At 66.9% G+C, this 16,775-nt stretch carries 9 protein-coding genes; 2 read left to right on the top strand and 7 right to left on the bottom strand.

All coding sequences use genetic code 11. The features are described 5' to 3' along the window. Positions 1-23 precede the first annotated feature (23 nt). The 4 genes from AC1DNC_RS14025 to glf are packed head-to-tail and all read right to left on the bottom strand — an operon-like array spanning position 24 to position 4,868. The gene (locus AC1DNC_RS14025) at positions 24-782 is read right to left on the bottom strand and encodes an ABC transporter ATP-binding protein (protein ID WP_476863136.1); all 759 of its coding nucleotides are present in this window, start codon (positions 780-782) and stop codon (positions 24-26) included. Continuing rightward, positions 782-1,672: an ABC transporter permease gene (locus AC1DNC_RS14020; protein ID WP_476863135.1), complete on the bottom strand. Its 891-nt coding sequence runs from the start codon at positions 1,670-1,672 to the stop codon at positions 782-784. The genes AC1DNC_RS14025 and AC1DNC_RS14020 overlap by 1 nt, the downstream gene beginning before the upstream one ends. Beyond that, on the bottom strand, positions 1,669-3,684 hold the full coding sequence (locus AC1DNC_RS14015) for a glycosyltransferase (RefSeq protein ID WP_476863134.1): 2,016 nt from the start codon (positions 3,682-3,684) through the stop codon (positions 1,669-1,671). The genes AC1DNC_RS14020 and AC1DNC_RS14015 overlap by 4 nt, the downstream gene beginning before the upstream one ends. Next, positions 3,681-4,868 carry a UDP-galactopyranose mutase gene (gene glf, locus AC1DNC_RS14010; RefSeq protein WP_476863215.1) on the bottom strand — a complete coding sequence of 396 codons (1,188 nt, stop codon included), beginning with the start codon at positions 4,866-4,868 and terminating at the stop codon, positions 3,681-3,683. The genes AC1DNC_RS14015 and glf overlap by 4 nt, the downstream gene beginning before the upstream one ends. 318 nt (positions 4,869-5,186) lie before the next feature. Between glf and AC1DNC_RS14005 the strand changes: the two genes are divergently transcribed. Beyond that, positions 5,187-9,200, top strand: coding sequence for an FtsK/SpoIIIE domain-containing protein (locus tag AC1DNC_RS14005; RefSeq protein WP_476863133.1), 4,014 nt, complete (start codon positions 5,187-5,189; stop codon positions 9,198-9,200). Positions 9,201-9,299: 99 nt separating this feature from the next. Here the strand turns inward: AC1DNC_RS14005 and AC1DNC_RS14000 are convergent, their stop codons facing one another. Then, the gene (locus AC1DNC_RS14000; protein ID WP_476863132.1) at positions 9,300-9,782 is read right to left on the bottom strand and encodes a hypothetical protein; all 483 of its coding nucleotides are present in this window, start codon (positions 9,780-9,782) and stop codon (positions 9,300-9,302) included. Between the two features lie 239 nt (positions 9,783-10,021). Between AC1DNC_RS14000 and AC1DNC_RS13995 the strand changes: the two genes are divergently transcribed. After that, entirely contained in the window at positions 10,022-10,270 is a 249-nt protein-coding gene (locus AC1DNC_RS13995) for a WhiB family transcriptional regulator (protein WP_003804966.1), read from the top strand. A gap of 102 nt (positions 10,271-10,372) precedes the next feature. On the opposite strand, the gene AC1DNC_RS13990 is transcribed toward AC1DNC_RS13995, so the two are convergent. Further along, positions 10,373-11,842: a sensor histidine kinase gene (locus tag AC1DNC_RS13990; RefSeq protein WP_476863131.1), complete on the bottom strand. Its 1,470-nt coding sequence runs from the start codon at positions 11,840-11,842 to the stop codon at positions 10,373-10,375. A gap of 34 nt (positions 11,843-11,876) precedes the next feature. Beyond that, positions 11,877-16,739, bottom strand: coding sequence for an NAD-glutamate dehydrogenase (locus tag AC1DNC_RS13985; RefSeq protein ID WP_476863130.1), 4,863 nt, complete (start codon positions 16,737-16,739; stop codon positions 11,877-11,879). Positions 16,740-16,775 lie beyond the last annotated feature (36 nt).

Here is a 16,775-nt window from a genome sequence, read left to right as displayed (position 1 = left end):
GCGGTGGGCGGCGGAAAGCGGGACTAGGACGCGGCAGCCGACCTGCGCCGCAGTTCCGTCACGACTTCATCGACCGGCCCGTCGAGAACCACGTTTCCGTGCTCCAGGAGGACCCCCCGCTCGCAGACGGTGGAGACGAGGTCGAGGTCGTGGCTCACCACAAAGAGCGTCTTGCCGGCATCCGCCAGCTCCTTGATCTTCGCGATGCACTTGCGCTGGAAGGGTTCGTCGCCGACAGCCAGGATCTCATCGATCAGGAAGATCTCCGGGTCCGTGTGCACGGCAATCGAAAAGGCCAGGCGCAGGTACATTCCCGAGGAATAGAACTTCACCTCGGTGTCGATGAACTCCCCGATTTCGGCGAAGTCCACGATCGAGTCGAACATCTCGTTGATCTGCTTCTCCGACATGCCGAGGATGGCGCCGTTCAAGTAGACATTGTCCCGGCCGCTGAGATCGTGGTGGAAGCCCGCCCCGACCTCGATCAGGCCGGCGACCCTGCCCCGGGTACGCACGGTTCCGGCGTCGGGCTGCAGGACGCCGGAGATGAGCTTGAGGAGGGTCGACTTGCCGGAGCCGTTGAGGCCAAGCAGTGCCACTGTCTCGCCTTGGTGGACATCCAGGGAGACGTCCCGCAGCGCGTCGAACACCTTGTACATGTCCCCCTTGCGCCCCCGGACGAACCAGACCAAGGCCTCCTTGAGGGATCGGGTGTGCCGCAGGACGAACTTCTTCCGTACGTCCTTGCACGTAATTGCCAGCATTTTCTCCTGCACGGCCATCACAGCTCCTGGGCGAAACGGACGGACAGTTTGCGGAAGACCAACTGGCCGACAAACAGGACCAGCAGCGAGACGCCGAGCGCCACCGGCGCCCAGATGGAGGCGAGGCCGTGCATGACCGGGGCGGCTGCGAGCTGGTCCGAGTTAAGCGTCGGATACCAGAAGCCCCAGTGGAAGATCTCCACCCCGACGGTCATCGGGTTCAGCTGGTACAGGAAGAAGTACGGTCCGAGGGCCTTTTCAACCATGGTCCAGACGTACAGTACCGGCGATGCCCACGTCACGATCATGAGGATCATGTCGACAATGTTTTCCGAGTCCCGGAAGTAGACGTTGGCGGCGCCGAAGAGGAGTCCCAGCCCGGTGGCCAGGATAGCTACGATGACGAAGGCCAGGGCAATGGCGGCCAGTTGCAGGATGCTCGGCGCCCAGCCCGCCAGGAGGCAGGCACCGATGAGGACCACCGTCTGGGGAAGGAAGTGGATGGCCGACACCAGGAGCGTCGAGACCGGAAACAATTCCCGCGGCAGGTAGATCTTCCGGATCAGGTCCCGGTTGTCCACGATCGAGCGCGTCGAGTTGCCAAGGACTTCGACGAAGAAGTTAACCAGGATGATTCCGGAGAACAGATAGATCGCGTAGTTCGGGGTGCTGCCCTGAAGGTTCAGGAAGATGCCGAGCGCCACGTAGTAGACAAGGAACTGCATCAGGGGCTTCACATAGGACCACAGCAGGCCCAGGACCGAGCCGCGGTAGCGGACCTTGATTTCCTTGCGGACCAGGAGCTTCAGCAGGAACCACTGGCGGAAGACGTCCCGCAGACCGGCCCCTTCGCCGGGTGTGGACAGCGGCGAAACCACTGCGTTTCCACCGGAGGGAATGGCGGTCATATCTTCGCTTCTCCCCTCTCGTAATCTTCGACCGACACAGCTGCGAACGTTTCCTGCCAGGCCTGCTGGCCGGTGAATGCGGGGAGTGCGTCCTTGTACCTGCGGGCGTTGTTGTCCCATTCGGCCATCAGCTTCATGTGGAGCCGGACGGTGCGCAGGAGCATGCTTCCGAACTGCTTCCGATCACGCTTGTACCAAGAGGCGCCGCTGCCGTCCGAGGACGAAACGAGGGCCGAGTCAAGGCTTGCCAGCCTCCACCAGCGGGCCTCGACGGCCGGAACGGCCACCTGCGGATTGGCCATTGCGTCGTCGCGGACGGGGCGAAGCTGGCGCAGCAGTCCGGTTGCGGCGCGCACGAGCGACTCGGCCACGTAGTTCGGTTCGTGGTCGGCGTCCACTTCGCCGGAGCCGAGGACCCGCGGGAAGGAGTGCAGGTCCGAGGTGATCTGCGCGTCGGTGAAGCCAGCGCGGGTCTTCCGGACCCAGTCCAGCCTCTCCGCAATCGTGGCGTGGAGGTGTTCCGGCCCGCTGAGCACGTCCTCCAGCGCCTTGAGCCGGACTTCAACGGCCGAGTACTGCATGGAGATCAGGTGCCGGACATCCACCGCGATGCTTTCGAACGGCATCCGGCCGCCCTTTTTCCGCGGCGAGTGGCTCAGCGCCGCCACCCACCGGTTGCGCTGGTGGTAGTAGGCCTGCCAGTCGATGGTGTCGTCTTTTTCGCTCCAAGGCATGTGCCACACAGCGGCGCCGGGCAGGGTCACCGTGGTGATGCCATGTTCCTTGGCGCGGATTCCGTATTCGGCGTCGTCCCATTTGATGAACACGGGGAGGGCGTAGCCGACCTCGCGGACGATTGAGGTGGGGATCATGCACATCCACCAGCCGTTGTAGTCGACGTCGATCCGGCGGTGCATCCACGGCGTGGTGCGCAGGTTGCTGGCGCCAAAGTCGTGCGCTTCTTTGGTGTTCACGGCCGGGCGCCAGAAGTAGCGGCCGTCGTCCACCTGCTCGCCGTAGGTGTGCAGTACCGAGCGCTCGTAGAGGTTGAACATGTGGCCGCCCACAATGGTGGGAGTCCGTGTGAAGTCCGCGAAGTTGACGGCGCGCAGGATGCCCTCGGTCTCGATGCTGACATCGTCGTCCAGCAGCATGACGTACTTGCTGCGTCCGTCTTTCAGGGTCTCGTCCATACCGCGCGAGAAGCCGCCGGATCCGCCGATGTTGCCCTGTTCGATGACCTTGAGCCGGTCGCCGAGCACCGCCGCCTGTTCCTCGAACTGCGGCTGGGCGCGGACCTTGTCCGTGCCCTGGTCCACGAGGATGAAACGGTCGAGGATGTCGACGACGCCGGCGTCCCCGGCAAGCGTGCCGATGTGGCGCAGGGCGTAGTCGGGCCGGTTGAAGGTGGTGACCGCGATAGACAGCGTTCCGGGCACGAAGCCTTCGGGCTCCTGAACGGACCATCCGGCGCTCTTTAGTGCTACCGGTGTTCCGTGGGCCACCAGGTCGAACCAGTACCAACCGCCGTCCACAAAGGACTTCAGCGGCAGGTCAAAGGTGACTTCGCCGCCCTGGGATGCGTGCGTGCTCTCCACCCGGTTCGCCGTGCCCCGGGGGCTGGAACGGTACACGATGACCGTCGCTTCGGCGTCGACGTCGACCGTCAGCCGTACCGAGTCCACCGCGGTGTGGTTCCGCCAGTAGCTGGCGGGGAAGGCGTTGAAGTAGGTACCGAGCGACACCCTCCGGAACGCCGGCAGCGTCATGCTGTTGCGCCCGGTGATGAAGCCCGAGTGCTGGTGCGACGTGGCCGGAACGGTCGGCGGCGCCGAGATCCGGCCGCGCCGCAATGCGCGCTTGGACAGCTGCACGACGCGCTGGACCGGGTTGAAATCGACATACAGCGGCAGAACGTCCGTGTCGCCGTCAACCGGCAGCACGACGCGGTGGACGGTCCGGAACGGGCGCAGTTCCTTGGCCGGTGTCGATTTCTCCACGGCTACGCTCATGCGTCCACTCCTCCGCTTTCGATCTTGGCGCCGGCCTCGAAGTGCGGGCGGATCTTGTTCTCGAACATGGTCAGGGCCGAACCGATGGCCATGTGCATGTCCAGGTACTTATAGGTGCCGAGGCGGCCTCCGAAGAGCACGTCCCGTTCCGCGGCCGCGAGATCGCGGTACTTGAGCAGGCGTTCGCGGTCCGCCGCGGTGTTGATCGGGTAGTAGGGCTCGTCGCCCTTCTCGGCGGCGCGGGAGAACTCCCGCATGATGACGGTCTTTTCCGTCTGGTAGTCGCGCTCCGGGTGGAAGTGGCGCGGCTCGATGATGCGCGTGTAGGGGACGTCGTCGTCGTTGTAGTTGACCACCGACGTTCCCTGGAAGTCTCCGACGTCGAGGACTTCCTCCTCGAAGTCGATGGTGCGCCAGGAGAGGTCGCCCTCGGCGTAATCGAAGTAGCGGTCCACCGGGCCGGTGTAGACGACCGGGATGTTGCCGACGACCTTGTCCTTGCTGTACTCGTGCGACTCGTCGAAGAAGTCCGTGTTGAGCCGGACCTCGATGTTCGGGTGCTCGGCCATCTTCTCGATCCACGCGGTGTAGCCGTTGGTCGGCAGGCCCTCGTACTTGTCGTTGAAGTAGCGGTTGTCGTAGTTGTAGCGCACCGGGAGCCGGGAAATGATGCCGGCGGGCAGGTCCTTCGGATCCGTCTGCCACTGCTTGCCGGTGTAGTGCTTGATGAACGCCTCGTACAGCGGCCGGCCGATTAGCTGGATGCCCTTGTCGTTCAGGTTCTGCGGGTCAGTGCCGGCGAGTTCCCCGGCCTGTTCCTTGATCAGGTCCTGGGCCTGGCCCGGGGTCAGGTTCGCACGGAAGAACTGGTTGATCGTGGCCAGGTTGATGGGCAGGGAGTACACCTCGCCCTTGTGGACGCCGTAGACCTTGTGCACGTAGTTGGTGAAGGTCGTGAAACGGTTGACGTATTCCCACACGCGGTCGTTCGAGGTGTGGAAAAGGTGGGCGCCGTACCGGTGGACTTCGATGCCGGTCTGCTCCTCCTTCTCGCTGTAGGCATTGCCGCCGATGTGGTGGCGGCGGTCGATAACGACGACCTTCAAGCCCAGCTCAGTGGCGGCCTGTTCTGCGATTGTCAGGCCGAAAAAGCCCGACCCTACGATGACGAGGTCAGCGGTCACGAAATCTCCTGGTTCGAATGTGGGCAGCGCAACGTTGTGCATTGTCTGCTGCTCTAGACTACCGAGGCTTTCACCGGTCCCACGAATCGCGGCGCCCGCCACGCTGTGCCGCCAGCAGTGCCGGGAGGTGAATTCCTGCGCCCCGGTGCGGCTGCGGCGGTGGATCTTTTCCACATCGGCTTCTTTTCCACATGGCCGGATTCGATGGGCTGCGGGGGACGGGCCGCTTCCTAGCGTGGGCTTAGCGCGGGCTTAACGCGGGCTTAGTGCGGGCAACCGGTGTCCCTCTTCCGCCCGTCCACAGAAAGGAGCCAAGCGATGTTGCTTCAGTGCACCCTGGTCCGAGGGCCGGCCGCCGCGCTGGCGGGGGCACCGGTTGAACTCTCCGTCGAACTGCCGGCAGGCTGCGCGGGGTCTGAACTGGAGGCGGCTATGGCCAGGAAGTTCGGCACGCTTGGGCTGACCGTCAACGGATTTCCCATCAACAGCCTGACGGCCGGCCACTCCCCGCTGGTCAACGGCGCAGTCTTGGTGGACGGCGGGGACTGCCGTCGGGCCTCCGACGGCGGCTCCGTGGCCGCTTCATTCTCCGGCCCTGCCTTGCTTCTCGCCGTCCTAAGCGGCCCGGGAGCCGGCAAGGTGCTTCCGCTGCGCCGCGGACATTACCGCGTGGGCCGCGCCGGGACTGAACTGCTGCTTCCCGACCCTGAACTGTCCCGGGAACATGCCCGGCTGGAGGTCACGGATGTTGGCGTCACCCTGACCGATCTGGGCAGCGCCAATGGAACCACCGTTGACGGCAAGCGGGCCGACAGCGCACGGATCTCAAGCGATGCCATCATCGGCTGCGGCCAGTCGACACTGGGTTTGGTTTTCCGCGGCGGGCGCACAGGAGGGCGGGGCGAGGGCTCCGGACCATTCCGGGCCGAGGCCGGCGGCGACACGACGGAGCCACTGCGGATCCCCAGTCCGGGGTCCCCGGCAAATGGCGCCGCGCTCCTGCTCACCGCGGTCCTGCCCTTGGCCGTGGGGGCTGCCCTTGCCATTGGCACCGGAACCTGGGTGTTCCTGGCTTTCTCCGTTCTCCCGGCCGTGTCCCTGCTGGTACCGGCGGCGGCCAGTCGACGACGGCGTCGGGAACTGAAAGTGGCAGTTGCCGCCGCAGTTGACGAAGACCGCGACCGACGACGGCGGGCCGCGCCGTCTGCGGCCGATCTGGTCATCGATGCCCGGGCACCGGAATTAGGCGGCGGTGCGGACGCCGAAACCGGGCCAGTGTGGCTGCGGCTTGGGCTGGCCCCGGCAGACGCGAGAATCCTTTTGGACCCGGACGAGGCGGGGTTCCGTATCCCGTCCGTGGGCCCGGTCCCGGTGTGTTTGGACCCTTCGGAGCCGACCGGACTCCGTGGCCCGGCGGATTCCCTCGCGGGGCTGATCCGTTTCCTGGTCATGCAGCTTGCGAGCTACCCCCGTGCACGCCGAACCCGGGTGCTACTGCATGGCCCAAGCGCGTCCTTGCCGCTCGCGGCCCGCTTCCTGGGCCGGGTTGCCCTGTCCGCCAGCGATCCGGTGACCGCCGCGCAGCTTGATGCCGGTCCCGGACCCGGCTGTGACCGGGGCGTGCTGATCATCGTCGCCGGAACCGGAAGCACCCCGGCGATCAGCTCCGCTGCGGTCCGGAACGGCTGGCAGGTCCTTGACTGTTCCGCCGGCGAGCCGGCCGCTGACGGCCAGTCGGTGGTGCTCGGCGAGCGCCGAGCCGTCCACACCTCCGGCCGGGCAGAAACCTCCTTCGACCCTGACCTTGTCCCGGAGGATGTCTTCGACCGCTTCTGCCGCCGCGCGGGCTGGCAGCAGAGCGACCCGGACAACGCTGCGGCACCCATCCCGCACGATTGCAGCCTTTCCGATCTCCTGCCTCTTTCGGCCGCTGAGGTGAAGGAGCGGTGGGCTCTGGGCGGCGGTCGGTCTCCGCGCGGGCTGTCCGTTCCTGTCGGCCGGGCGGCGTCCGGGCCACTGCACCTGGACCTGCAGGCGGACGGCCCGCACTTGCTCGTGGCCGGGACAACCGGGTCCGGCAAGTCGGAGTTCCTGCGCACCCTCGTGGCCGCGCTGGCAGCCAGCTACCCGCCGGACCTCGTCACTATGCTCTTCGTCGATTTCAAGGGCGGTTCCGGGCTGGGACCGTTCACCGGCCTGCCGCACTGCGTCGGGATGCTGACCGATTTGGCCAGCCACGAGGTGGAGCGGAGCCTCGCCTCGCTGCGCGCGGAAGTGCGTCACCGCGAAGAACTGCTTGCCTCAGCCGGAGTGCCCGACCTGGCCGCTTACCCGCTGCCCACCCCCGGGTTGCCCGTGCTTCCGCATCTGGTGCTGGTGATAGACGAATTCCGGATGCTCGTGGAGGAAGCCCCGGCGGCGCTAAGGGAGCTCATGCGGATTGCGGTTATTGGGCGCTCCCTGGGAATCCACCTGGTGATGGCCACACAACGGCCGCAAGGCGCGCTCAGCGCGGACATCCGGGCCAACGTCACCAGCAGCATCGTGCTGAGGGTCCAGTCGGACCTTGAGTCCGCCGACATCATGAACTCACGGCACGCGGCCGCCATACCGCTTGGAAGTCCGGGGCGGGCCTACCTGGTACGCGGCAGCGGCGAACCAGAGGAATTCCAGACCGCCACCATGGCTCCCCCGTGCCCGCCTGCAGGCAACAACGTCGTGACCATCACCGAGGCCGCGGCTCTGCTGGAGCAGGGGCGGGCCGCCCTCGGAGCCGGATTGCAGCGGTCCGCCGAGATTGCTCCGGCGCGGACCGCTGCGCCCTTGGTCCGCCTGACGGCAGGGCTCTGGGAAGAGCCCGGCTGCACGCTCCCCCGCCGCCCGGTGGCTGAACCGCTGGCGCGGTCGCTCCCCTTCCCGCGACAGAACACCGGCACAGCGGCACCCCGGCCCGGTGTGCTGCTGGGGATGGTTGATGTGCCGGAGGAGCAGCGACTGCGTGAGCTCCGCTGGTTCGCGCCCGGACACGGCCACCTCGCCCTTATCGGAGGCGGCGCGAGCGGGATGCCGACCGGACCGGCAGAGGCCCTGGAGCATGTTGTGGACCGGATACTTGATGACGCGGCCGAATCGCATCTGTATATCCTCGACGCGGATGGCTCGCTGCACGGCGCAGCTGCCTCACCCAGGGTCGGCGGGTGGGCCGGCGCCCATGAGCTGCGCCGGGCTGTCCGGGTCCTGGAACGCCTGGCTGAGGAAGTCCGCAGCCGGCTGGCTCCCGCAAGAGCATCGGACGCCCCGGCATTGGTCCTCGTGATAGAGAACTGGGGGTCGTGGATGTCAGCCTTCCGGGCCGGTCCCCTCGCGTGGGCCGAGGACCTCGTTCACGACATCATCAGGGACGGTCCCGCCGCGGGTGTAACCGCGGTCGTCTCCGGCGCACGCGAACTGGTGGCCGCACGGTTTTTTGCGGCGCTTCCCAACCGCATCTTCTTCCCCGCCGGAACAACGGAGGAAGGCCGGTATGGCTGGCCACGGCTACCGGACCTTCCGGCCATCCCCGGCAGGGTGGCCGTTGCCGGTCCGTTCGCCGAAACGGCCCCGCATGCGGCCCAGCTCTATGAGCCGCCGGCTTCAGGATCGGGGCCGCGGCCCATCGGGCTTCCGCGCGAGCGTCCCGCATTACGGCCGTTCCGGGTTGAACCGCTTCCAGTGCGGGTGACCGTGGCCGAAGTCCGTGCCCGGATCGGCCCGGAGACCATTCACCCTGCGCCCCCGGCGAAGGGCGCGCGCCTTTGGATCGGGGTAGGCGGGGATGAACTCGGCCCGGTCGGCATCCCGCTGCCACCGGCTGCAGTCTTGGCTGTCCTGGGCGGGCCGGGCGCGGGCAAGACGTCCCTCGTTCGGGCGCTACCGGGGCTCAACCCTTCCGCATCCTGGCTGCGCCCAGCTGCGGACGAGGATCCGGACAGGTATTGGTCCGCCATCCTGGATCGGGCACGGGGCGGATGTCTCCAGCCGGGGTCGGTCGCGGTGGTGGACGACGCGGATCTCCTGGGCACGGACGCCAACCTGAGGCTGCTGGAGCTCAATAGCCTGGGCTGGGCGGTGGTGCTGACGGCAGGCTTCAACCCCGCGGTCCAGCAACGCGTCCCGCTGGCACTCCACGCCCGGGGCCAGGGCAGCTGGATCCTGATCGGCCCCCGGAGCCCGATGGACGGTGAACTGTTCGGTGTCCGGGTCGAGGCCGAGTCCAGCCCGCCGCCCGGCCGCGCACTCGTTCCACTGGATGGTTGTCCCGCAGCGGTGCAATTGGCGGCCCCGGAGCCTTGACCGTCCCGAAACACGCGCGGGCCGGCCGCGGCGGAAGGGTCTGCCGCGGCAGGCCGGGCTGGCCGGGCTGGCCGGGCGGGCCGACCTAGAGGGCCCGGCCTAGAGGGCCCGGCTTGAACCGCCCGGACGGGACGCGAAGGCAATGACGCGCTTGTCGAACAGCAGGATGATGGCAAGGGCCGCCGGCAGCAGCATGGCCAGTCCGGCAAGGGGGTAGCCGCCGGTGAGGGTCGGGAAGCCGATGGTGAGCATGAATAGCTGGGCCACCAGCGCGCCGGCCCTTGGCCAGCGGTACCCGCGGAAGAGGAAGAGGCTCACGGCGAAAAGCCAGGCTGAAAAAGCCAGCAGCAGGCCGAGCGTAAAGATTGCGCCCCAGAAGGACAGGACCGGTGCGCCGGTCAGCAGCTGGAATCCGTACCAGCCTGCGGCCACCAGCAGCGCCGCGGCCTCCAGGGCCGTGATGATCGAAATGACGCTGATCCCGGTAGGTCGGGGGGCGGCAGCGGGAGTCGGGCCATTGGTTTCCGGACCCTCGGGCTGCGGCTCGACGGGATTGGCGGGGTTCACTGGGGGTCTTGACACACTGGCACCCTACCGGACATAGTCGAACAGAATTGGGGGTTCCGCCAGCCAATGTGATGCATCGCTCACGTTTTGGCGGCATTTGTTCCGCAAATACCCCTTGTTTACACGGCGTTAACATGACACGCTTAATCCAGATGACCGAGGGGGCCCACAGGGCCCCTTTCTTATGAAGCCTCTAGTGAATAATTTCACAAAGGGCATTTAACGAATTCCCAGGAATGGAGTTACTGATCAGCATGGATTGGCGTAACCGCGCAGCGTGCCTTGACAAGGACCCGGAGCTGTTCTTCCCCGTCGGAAACACCGGCCCCGCCCTCCTGCAGATCGAGGAAGCAAAAAGCGTCTGCCGGCGCTGCCCCGTTGTGGACACCTGCCTCCAGTGGGCCCTCGAATCCGGCCAGGATGCGGGCGTGTGGGGCGGCATGAGCGAAGACGAACGCCGGGCCCTGAAGCGCCGCGCAGCCCGCGCCCGCCGCGCGTCCTAAACTTCCGCCTCTGGGCGAACCAATAGCAACAACGGATAGCAATGGCCTCGGACCGACTGGTCCGAGGCCATTGACCGTTTAATCCGGGAGTGTGCGTGAAGCTCAGCGGGCGGCGAGGCTGAGAACCACCTGCACCGCGGTTCCCCCGCCCTCCCGCGGCTTCCACTGGATACTGCCGCCGAGCTCGCTCGTCACGAGGGTGCGCACAATCTGCAGGCCCAGTCCTTCGGTGTAAGACCCGGCCGGGAGCCCGACGCCGTCGTCCGCCACCGTCACGGTGAGCAGCTCGTCTCCGTCCTCGCTCTCGGACCGGTCGGCGAGCAGCCACACCGTCCCGGCCCTTCCCTCGAGCCCATGCTCGACGGCGTTGGTCACGAGCTCGTTGATGACGAGGGCAAGCGGCGTCGCGAAGTCGCTCGGCAGCTCCCCGAACAGACCGGAGCGCTGGGTCTTCACTTGCTGCGAGGGCGAGGCCACCTCGGCTGAGAGTCGGAACTGGCGCCCGATCAGCTCGTCGAAATCAACGCTCTGGGTCAGACCCTGCGACAGTGTTTCGTGCACCAGCGCGATGGTCGCCACCCGGCGCATGGCCTGTTCGAGTCCCTGCTTGGCCTCGTCGCTGACCATCCGGCGCGACTGCATGCGCAGCAGCGCCGCGACGGTCTGCAGGTTGTTCTTGACCCGGTGGTGGATCTCGCGGATGGTGGCGTCCTTGGTGACGAGTTCCATCTCCCGCCGGCGGAGCTCGGAGACGTCGCGGCACAGCACGAGGGCGCCGAAGCGCTGCTGTTCGTCCCGCAAAGGAATCGCCCTGAGCGACAGGCTGACGCCGCGGGACTCGATCTCGCTGCGCCACGGCATGCGCCCGGTGACCACCAGGGGCAGGGTCTCGTCCACCATCCGCCGGTCCCGCAGCAGGCCCGCCGTGACTTCCGCGAGGGAGCGGCCCTCCAGCGACTCGCCGTCGCCGAGCCGGCGGAAGGCGGAGACGCCGTTAGGGCTCGCGTACTGCACGATCCCTTCGGCGTCGAGCCGGATCAGGCCGTCGCCGACGCGCGGTGCGCCGCGGCGGGAGCCGGTGGGCGAGGCAAAATCCGGCCAGAGCCCCAGGGTGCCCATCCGCAGCAGGTCGTAGGCGCACTGCCGGTAGGTCAGTTCGAGCCGCGAGGGCATTCGGGAGCTGGACAGGTCCATGTGCGAGGTCACGATCGCGAGCGTCCGGCCGTTGCGGACCATCGGCACGGCCTCGACCCGCATCGCCATGTCGCTGCTCCAGTTGGTCTCGTTGGAGCGTTCGATGGTGCGGCTTTCCCAGGCCTTGTCCACGAGCCTCAGCAGGTCCGAGCGGATCCCCTCCCCCACGAAGTCGGCATGGAACACCGTATGCGTGGTGGAGGGGCGGACGTGGGCCAGCGCCACGTAGCCAAGCTCGGGGTGCGGAAACCACAGGGCGAGGTCGGCAAAGGCAAGGTCAGCGACCATCTGCCAGTCCCCCACGAGCAGGTGCAGCCACTCGGCATCCCCCGGCCCGAAGTCAGCATGCTCCCTGATAGGGTCCGTAAAGATTGCCACAGCACCTCCATTTGCGACGCGGGGCCGGCAGCCCTTAGCGTCGGACGATTGACCTCAAGAGCCTCAATGCTACCGAGAGCGAGGCCATGTCATCGGCCTCGAGGGCGTTCACTTCGTCGAACATGCTCTTCGCCCGTCCCAGTTGCTCCACGTTTTGGCCCTCCCAGGCCACGAGCCGCTCTTCCGCCGGCATGTCCGACGGCGTCGCTTCCAGGACCGCCGTCGTCATGTCCGAGACGGTCGAGTACAGGTCGTCGCGGAGGGCCGCACGGGCCAGGGCCTGCCAGCGGTCCTTCCTCGGCAGCTTGGTGATGCGCTCGAGCAGCGAATCGGCGTGGAAGCGGTTGAAGACGGTGTAGTAGACGTGCGCGATGTTCTCCACCGGCTCCGGGCTGACGTGCACGATCTTGGCGATGTCCAGCAGCACGAAGCTTTCGAACAATTCGGCCCAGCGGTGCGCCAGGTCCTCGGGGAGGTCCCAGCTGCGGGCCTTTTCGAGCCACTGGGATACCCGCTCGCGGTCGTCGCCGCGCAGGTAGTCCAGCAGCCGGGCACGCATCGGATCCATCAGCGGCTTGAACTCGGCCACGATCTCGGCGATCGGTCGCGCGGCGTTGCCCTGGCTCAGGACCCAGCGGACGGCGCGGTCGAGGAGCCTGCGGATGTCCAGGTGGACGGTGCTCCAGTGCTCGGTCGGGAACGACGCCGGCAGCTCGTTCAGTTCCGCGACCATGATGTTCAGCTCGTAGACCTCACGGAGGGCGACGAACGCCTTGGCCACGGCGGCCTCGGTGGCGGAGGTTTCCTCCATGGCGCGGAACGCGAAGGTGATGCCGCCCATGTTGATCATGTCGTTGGCGACGACGGTCGCGATGATTTCGCGGCGCAGCGGGTGGGTGTCGAGTTCGGCGTCGAACCGTTCCCGCAGCTGCTTCGGGAAGTAGGCCCGGAGCGTCTCGCGGAACCAGGGGTCCTCCGCGAGGTCGCTGTCGCGCAGCGCGGTCGCGAGTTCGATCTTGGCGTAGGCGGCCAGCACGGACAGTTCCGGCGAGGTCAGCCCCTGGCCCTGCTCGAGGCGCTCGCGCAGCGTCTCGGTGGTGGGCAGTGCCTCCAGTTCACGCTTGAGATCGGCGGATTTCTCCAGCCAGTCCATCAGCCGCTCGTAGCTGGGGCTCCATTCGGCAACCCGCATCCGGTCGTTGAGCAGCAGGATGTTCTGGTCGATGTTGTCCTCGAGCACCAGACGGCCGACCTCGTCGGTCATCGAGGAGAGGAAGTCCGCGCGCTCGGCCGGGTCCAGCTTGCCGGCGGCGACCATGCGGTCCACGAAGATCTTGATGTTGACCTCGTGGTCGGAGCAGTCCACGCCGGCGGAGTTGTCGATGGCGTCCGTGTTGAGGATGACGCCCTGCAGTGCGGCCTCGATCCGGCCGCGCTGGGTCATGCCCAGGTTGCCGCCTTCGCCGACGACCTTGACCCGCAACTCGCGGCCGTCGACGCGGATGGCGTCGTTGGCCTTGTCGCCAACCTCGGCGTTGGTCTCGGTGCTCGCCTTGACATAGGTGCCGATGCCGCCGTTGTAGAGCAGGTCGGCCGGTGCCAGCAGGATCGCACGGAGCAGTTCCGGCGGGCTGAGCCGGGTGGTGCCTTCCGGCAGGCCCAGCGCAGCCCGAACCTGCGGGGACACGGGAATGGACTTGGCCTGTCGGGCGAACACGCCGCCGCCTTCGCTGATCAGCGACTTGTCGTAGTCGTCCCAGGAGGAGCGGGGAAGCTCGAAGAGACGCTGCCGCTCGGCGAACGAGGCGGCCTCGTCCGGGTTCGGGTCCAGGAAGATGTGCCGGTGGTCGAATGCGGCGAGCAGCCGGATGTGCCGCGAGAGCAGCATGCCGTTGCCGAAAACGTCGCCGGACATGTCGCCGACGCCGACGACGGTGAACGGTTCGGCCTGCGTGTCCAGGTCCAGCTCGCTGAAGTGGCGCTTGACCGATTCCCAGGCTCCGCGGGCCGTGATGCCCATCGCCTTGTGGTCGTAGCCGACGGAGCCGCCGGAGGCGAACGCGTCGCCGAGCCAGAAGCCGTACTCGGCGGACAGGCCGTTGGCAATGTCGGAGAAGGAGGCGGTTCCCTTGTCGGCCGCGACGACGAGGTAGGAGTCGTCGCCGTCGTGCCGCACGACGTCGGCCGGGGGCACCAGCCGCTCGCCCTCCGGGGTGGTGACCAGGTTGTCGGTGAGATCCAGCAGACCGCTGATGAAGGTCTTGTAGCTCTCGATACCCTCAGCCATCCACGCGTTGCGGTCCACCGTGGGGTCCGGAAGCTGCTTGGCGTAGAAGCCGCCCTTGGCGCCGGTCGGCACGATCACGGCGTTCTTGACGGTCTGTGCCTTCACCAGGCCCAGGATTTCGGTGCGGAAATCTTCCCGACGGTCCGACCAGCGGAGTCCGCCGCGGGCCACCTTGCCGAAGCGCAGATGCACGCCCTCGACCCGGGGCGAGTAGACCCAGATCTCGAACATCGGCCGCGGGAACGGCAGTCCGTTGATGCCGGAGGGGTCCAGCTTGAAGCTGACGTGCGTCTTGTTTTGGTAGAAGTTGGTCCGGAGCGTGGCCTGGATGAGGTTCTTGAAGGTGCGCAGCACCCGGTCGGCGTCGAGCGTGGCCACCTGCTCGATGGCCTTGTCCAGGCTGGCGACGACCTGTTCCTGGCGCTGTTCGCGGTCGCCCTCCGGCAGCGCGGGGTCGAAACGGGCAGCGAAGAGCGCGTTCAGGCCGCGGGCCACGTCCGGGTTGGCCAGCAGCGTGTCCGCCATGAATTCGAAGGAGTTGGTGTTGCCCATCTGCCGCATGTACTTGGCGTAGGCGCGCAGCACGATCACCTGGCGCCAGTGCATGCCCTCGCGCAGCACCAGGCGGTCAAAGCTGTCCGATTCCACGACCCCGGACACGGCCGCGCCGAAGGACTCGCCGAGCAGGCCGCCGGTGCGCTCCGGGTCCACCCCGGCCGGGTACTTCAGGCCGAGGTCGTACAGGAAGAAGTCGCGGTGGTCGGCCGTTTCGATCTCGAAGGGGCGCTCGTCCAGGACCTCGAGGCCGAGGTTGTGGAAGTACGGCAGGATCTGGCTCAGGCTCTTGGGCTCGAGCATGTACAGCTTAACCCGGGCATCCTCCTCCAGGGTCGCGCCGGCGCCCTGGGGCAGGTAGACGTGCACGCCCGGCCGCTCCCCGCCCGGCTCGCCGGTGCGCTCGGCGGCGCCGTACTTCTCGAAGCGGGCAATGTCTTCAAGGGCGTCTTCGACTTCGTAGTCGACGCGGTAGCTGGCCGGGAACGCCTCGGCCCAGACGCCGGCGAGTTCCTTGGCGCCGTTTTCGCCGTCGGCTCCGGCCCTGGCGCGCAGCACCTCGGCGATGCCTTCGCTCCAGGAACGGGCGGCACGGACCAGGCGCTTCTCCAGCTCGTCGCTGTTGACGTGGCTGACGTCGGCGTCCTTGGGCAGCCGGATCCGGAAGAACAGCCGGGCGAGGGCGGATTCGGTCATCCGGGCCTCATAGTCGATCGACACGGCGTCGAAGGTTTCCCGCAGTTCCTTCTCGATACGCAGCCGCACGTTGGTGGTGTACCGGTCGCGGGGTAGGTAGACGAGGGCGGACATGAACCGGCCGTAGATGTCCGGGCGGAGGAACAGCCGGGTCCGGCGCCGCTCCTGCAGCCGCTGGATGCCGGTGGTGATGGCGGCCAGGTCCGGGACTTCGATCTGGAAGAGCTCATCGCGCGGGTAGGTCTCGAGGATGCCGAGCAGGTCCTTGCCGGAGTGGGAGTCCGGCGGGAAACCCGCGTCCCGCAGCACGGCGTCGACTTTTTCGCGGACCACCGGGATGTCCCGGACGGAGCCGGCGTAGGCGGTTGTGGCGAACAGGCCGATGAAGCGCCGCTCACCGTTGACGTTGCCGGCGGCGTCAAAGCTCTTGACGCCGATGTAGTCCAGGTAGGCCGAGCGGTGCACGGTGGAGCGGGAATTGGCCTTGGTGATCACCAGCGCCCTCTTCTCGCGCGCCTTCTTCCGGCCGGTTTCGGTCAGGTGCTGGATCTGGTGGCGGGTGTCCGCGCCGTTGCGCAGCAGCCCCAGGCCGCTGTCCTCCCGGAGTTCCAGCACGTCCTCGCCGGATTCGGTCTTCAGGTCGTATTCGCGGTAGCCGAGGAAGGTGAAGTTTCCATCGTCCAGCCAGCGGAGCAGTTCCTGCGCCTGGCGGAGTTCTGCGATCTGGCCGGCGTCGGCGACCTTGTCGAGGTCATCGGAAATCTCGTGCGCCTTGTTGCGCATCTTCGGCCAGTCTTCGACCGCGGCTCGGACGTCGCCGAGCACCCGGGTGAGGCCCTCGATCAGTTGCTGCCGCTTGGCGTCGTCGACCCGTTCGATTTCGACGGCGATCCACGACTCCATGTGCGAGGCGTTGTCCCCCTCGGCGATCAGGTGGGACAGGTTGGGCATCGCTGCGGTGTCGCCGCTGGAGATCCCCAGGTGCGAGGGGACCCGGGAAACCTTGACCAGCCTGCCGGTCTCGCGGTTGCGGGTGACGACGAAGAGCGGGTGGATCACGAGGTGGATCGGGGACTTCTGCCGGACCAGTTCGGTGTTGACTGAGTCGACCAGGAAGGGCATGTCATCGGTGACGATGTAGACAACGCTGGCTTCGGCCTCGTCGGAGATCGAAATGTTGGCCACGCCGGGCTGTCGGGTGGCGGCCACCTGCAGGTGCATTTGGGACCGCTCGGTCAGGACGTCGTCGCCGTAGGCGCGGGCGTCCTCCTCGGCGAGATGTTCGTAGTAGTCCCCGAAGTAGCCTTCGTTGGCACCAATCGAAACGGGCTGATCCTCCACGCTGGACCCAGACGACATCGACAAACGCCTCCATCAAAAAAGTTCACGGCCGCA

It is taken from the genome of Arthrobacter sp. 01N442, assembly GCF_056399345.1.
The sequence above is the reverse complement of the archived record's forward strand: the minus strand, read 5'-3'. Positions and strand labels throughout refer to the sequence as shown.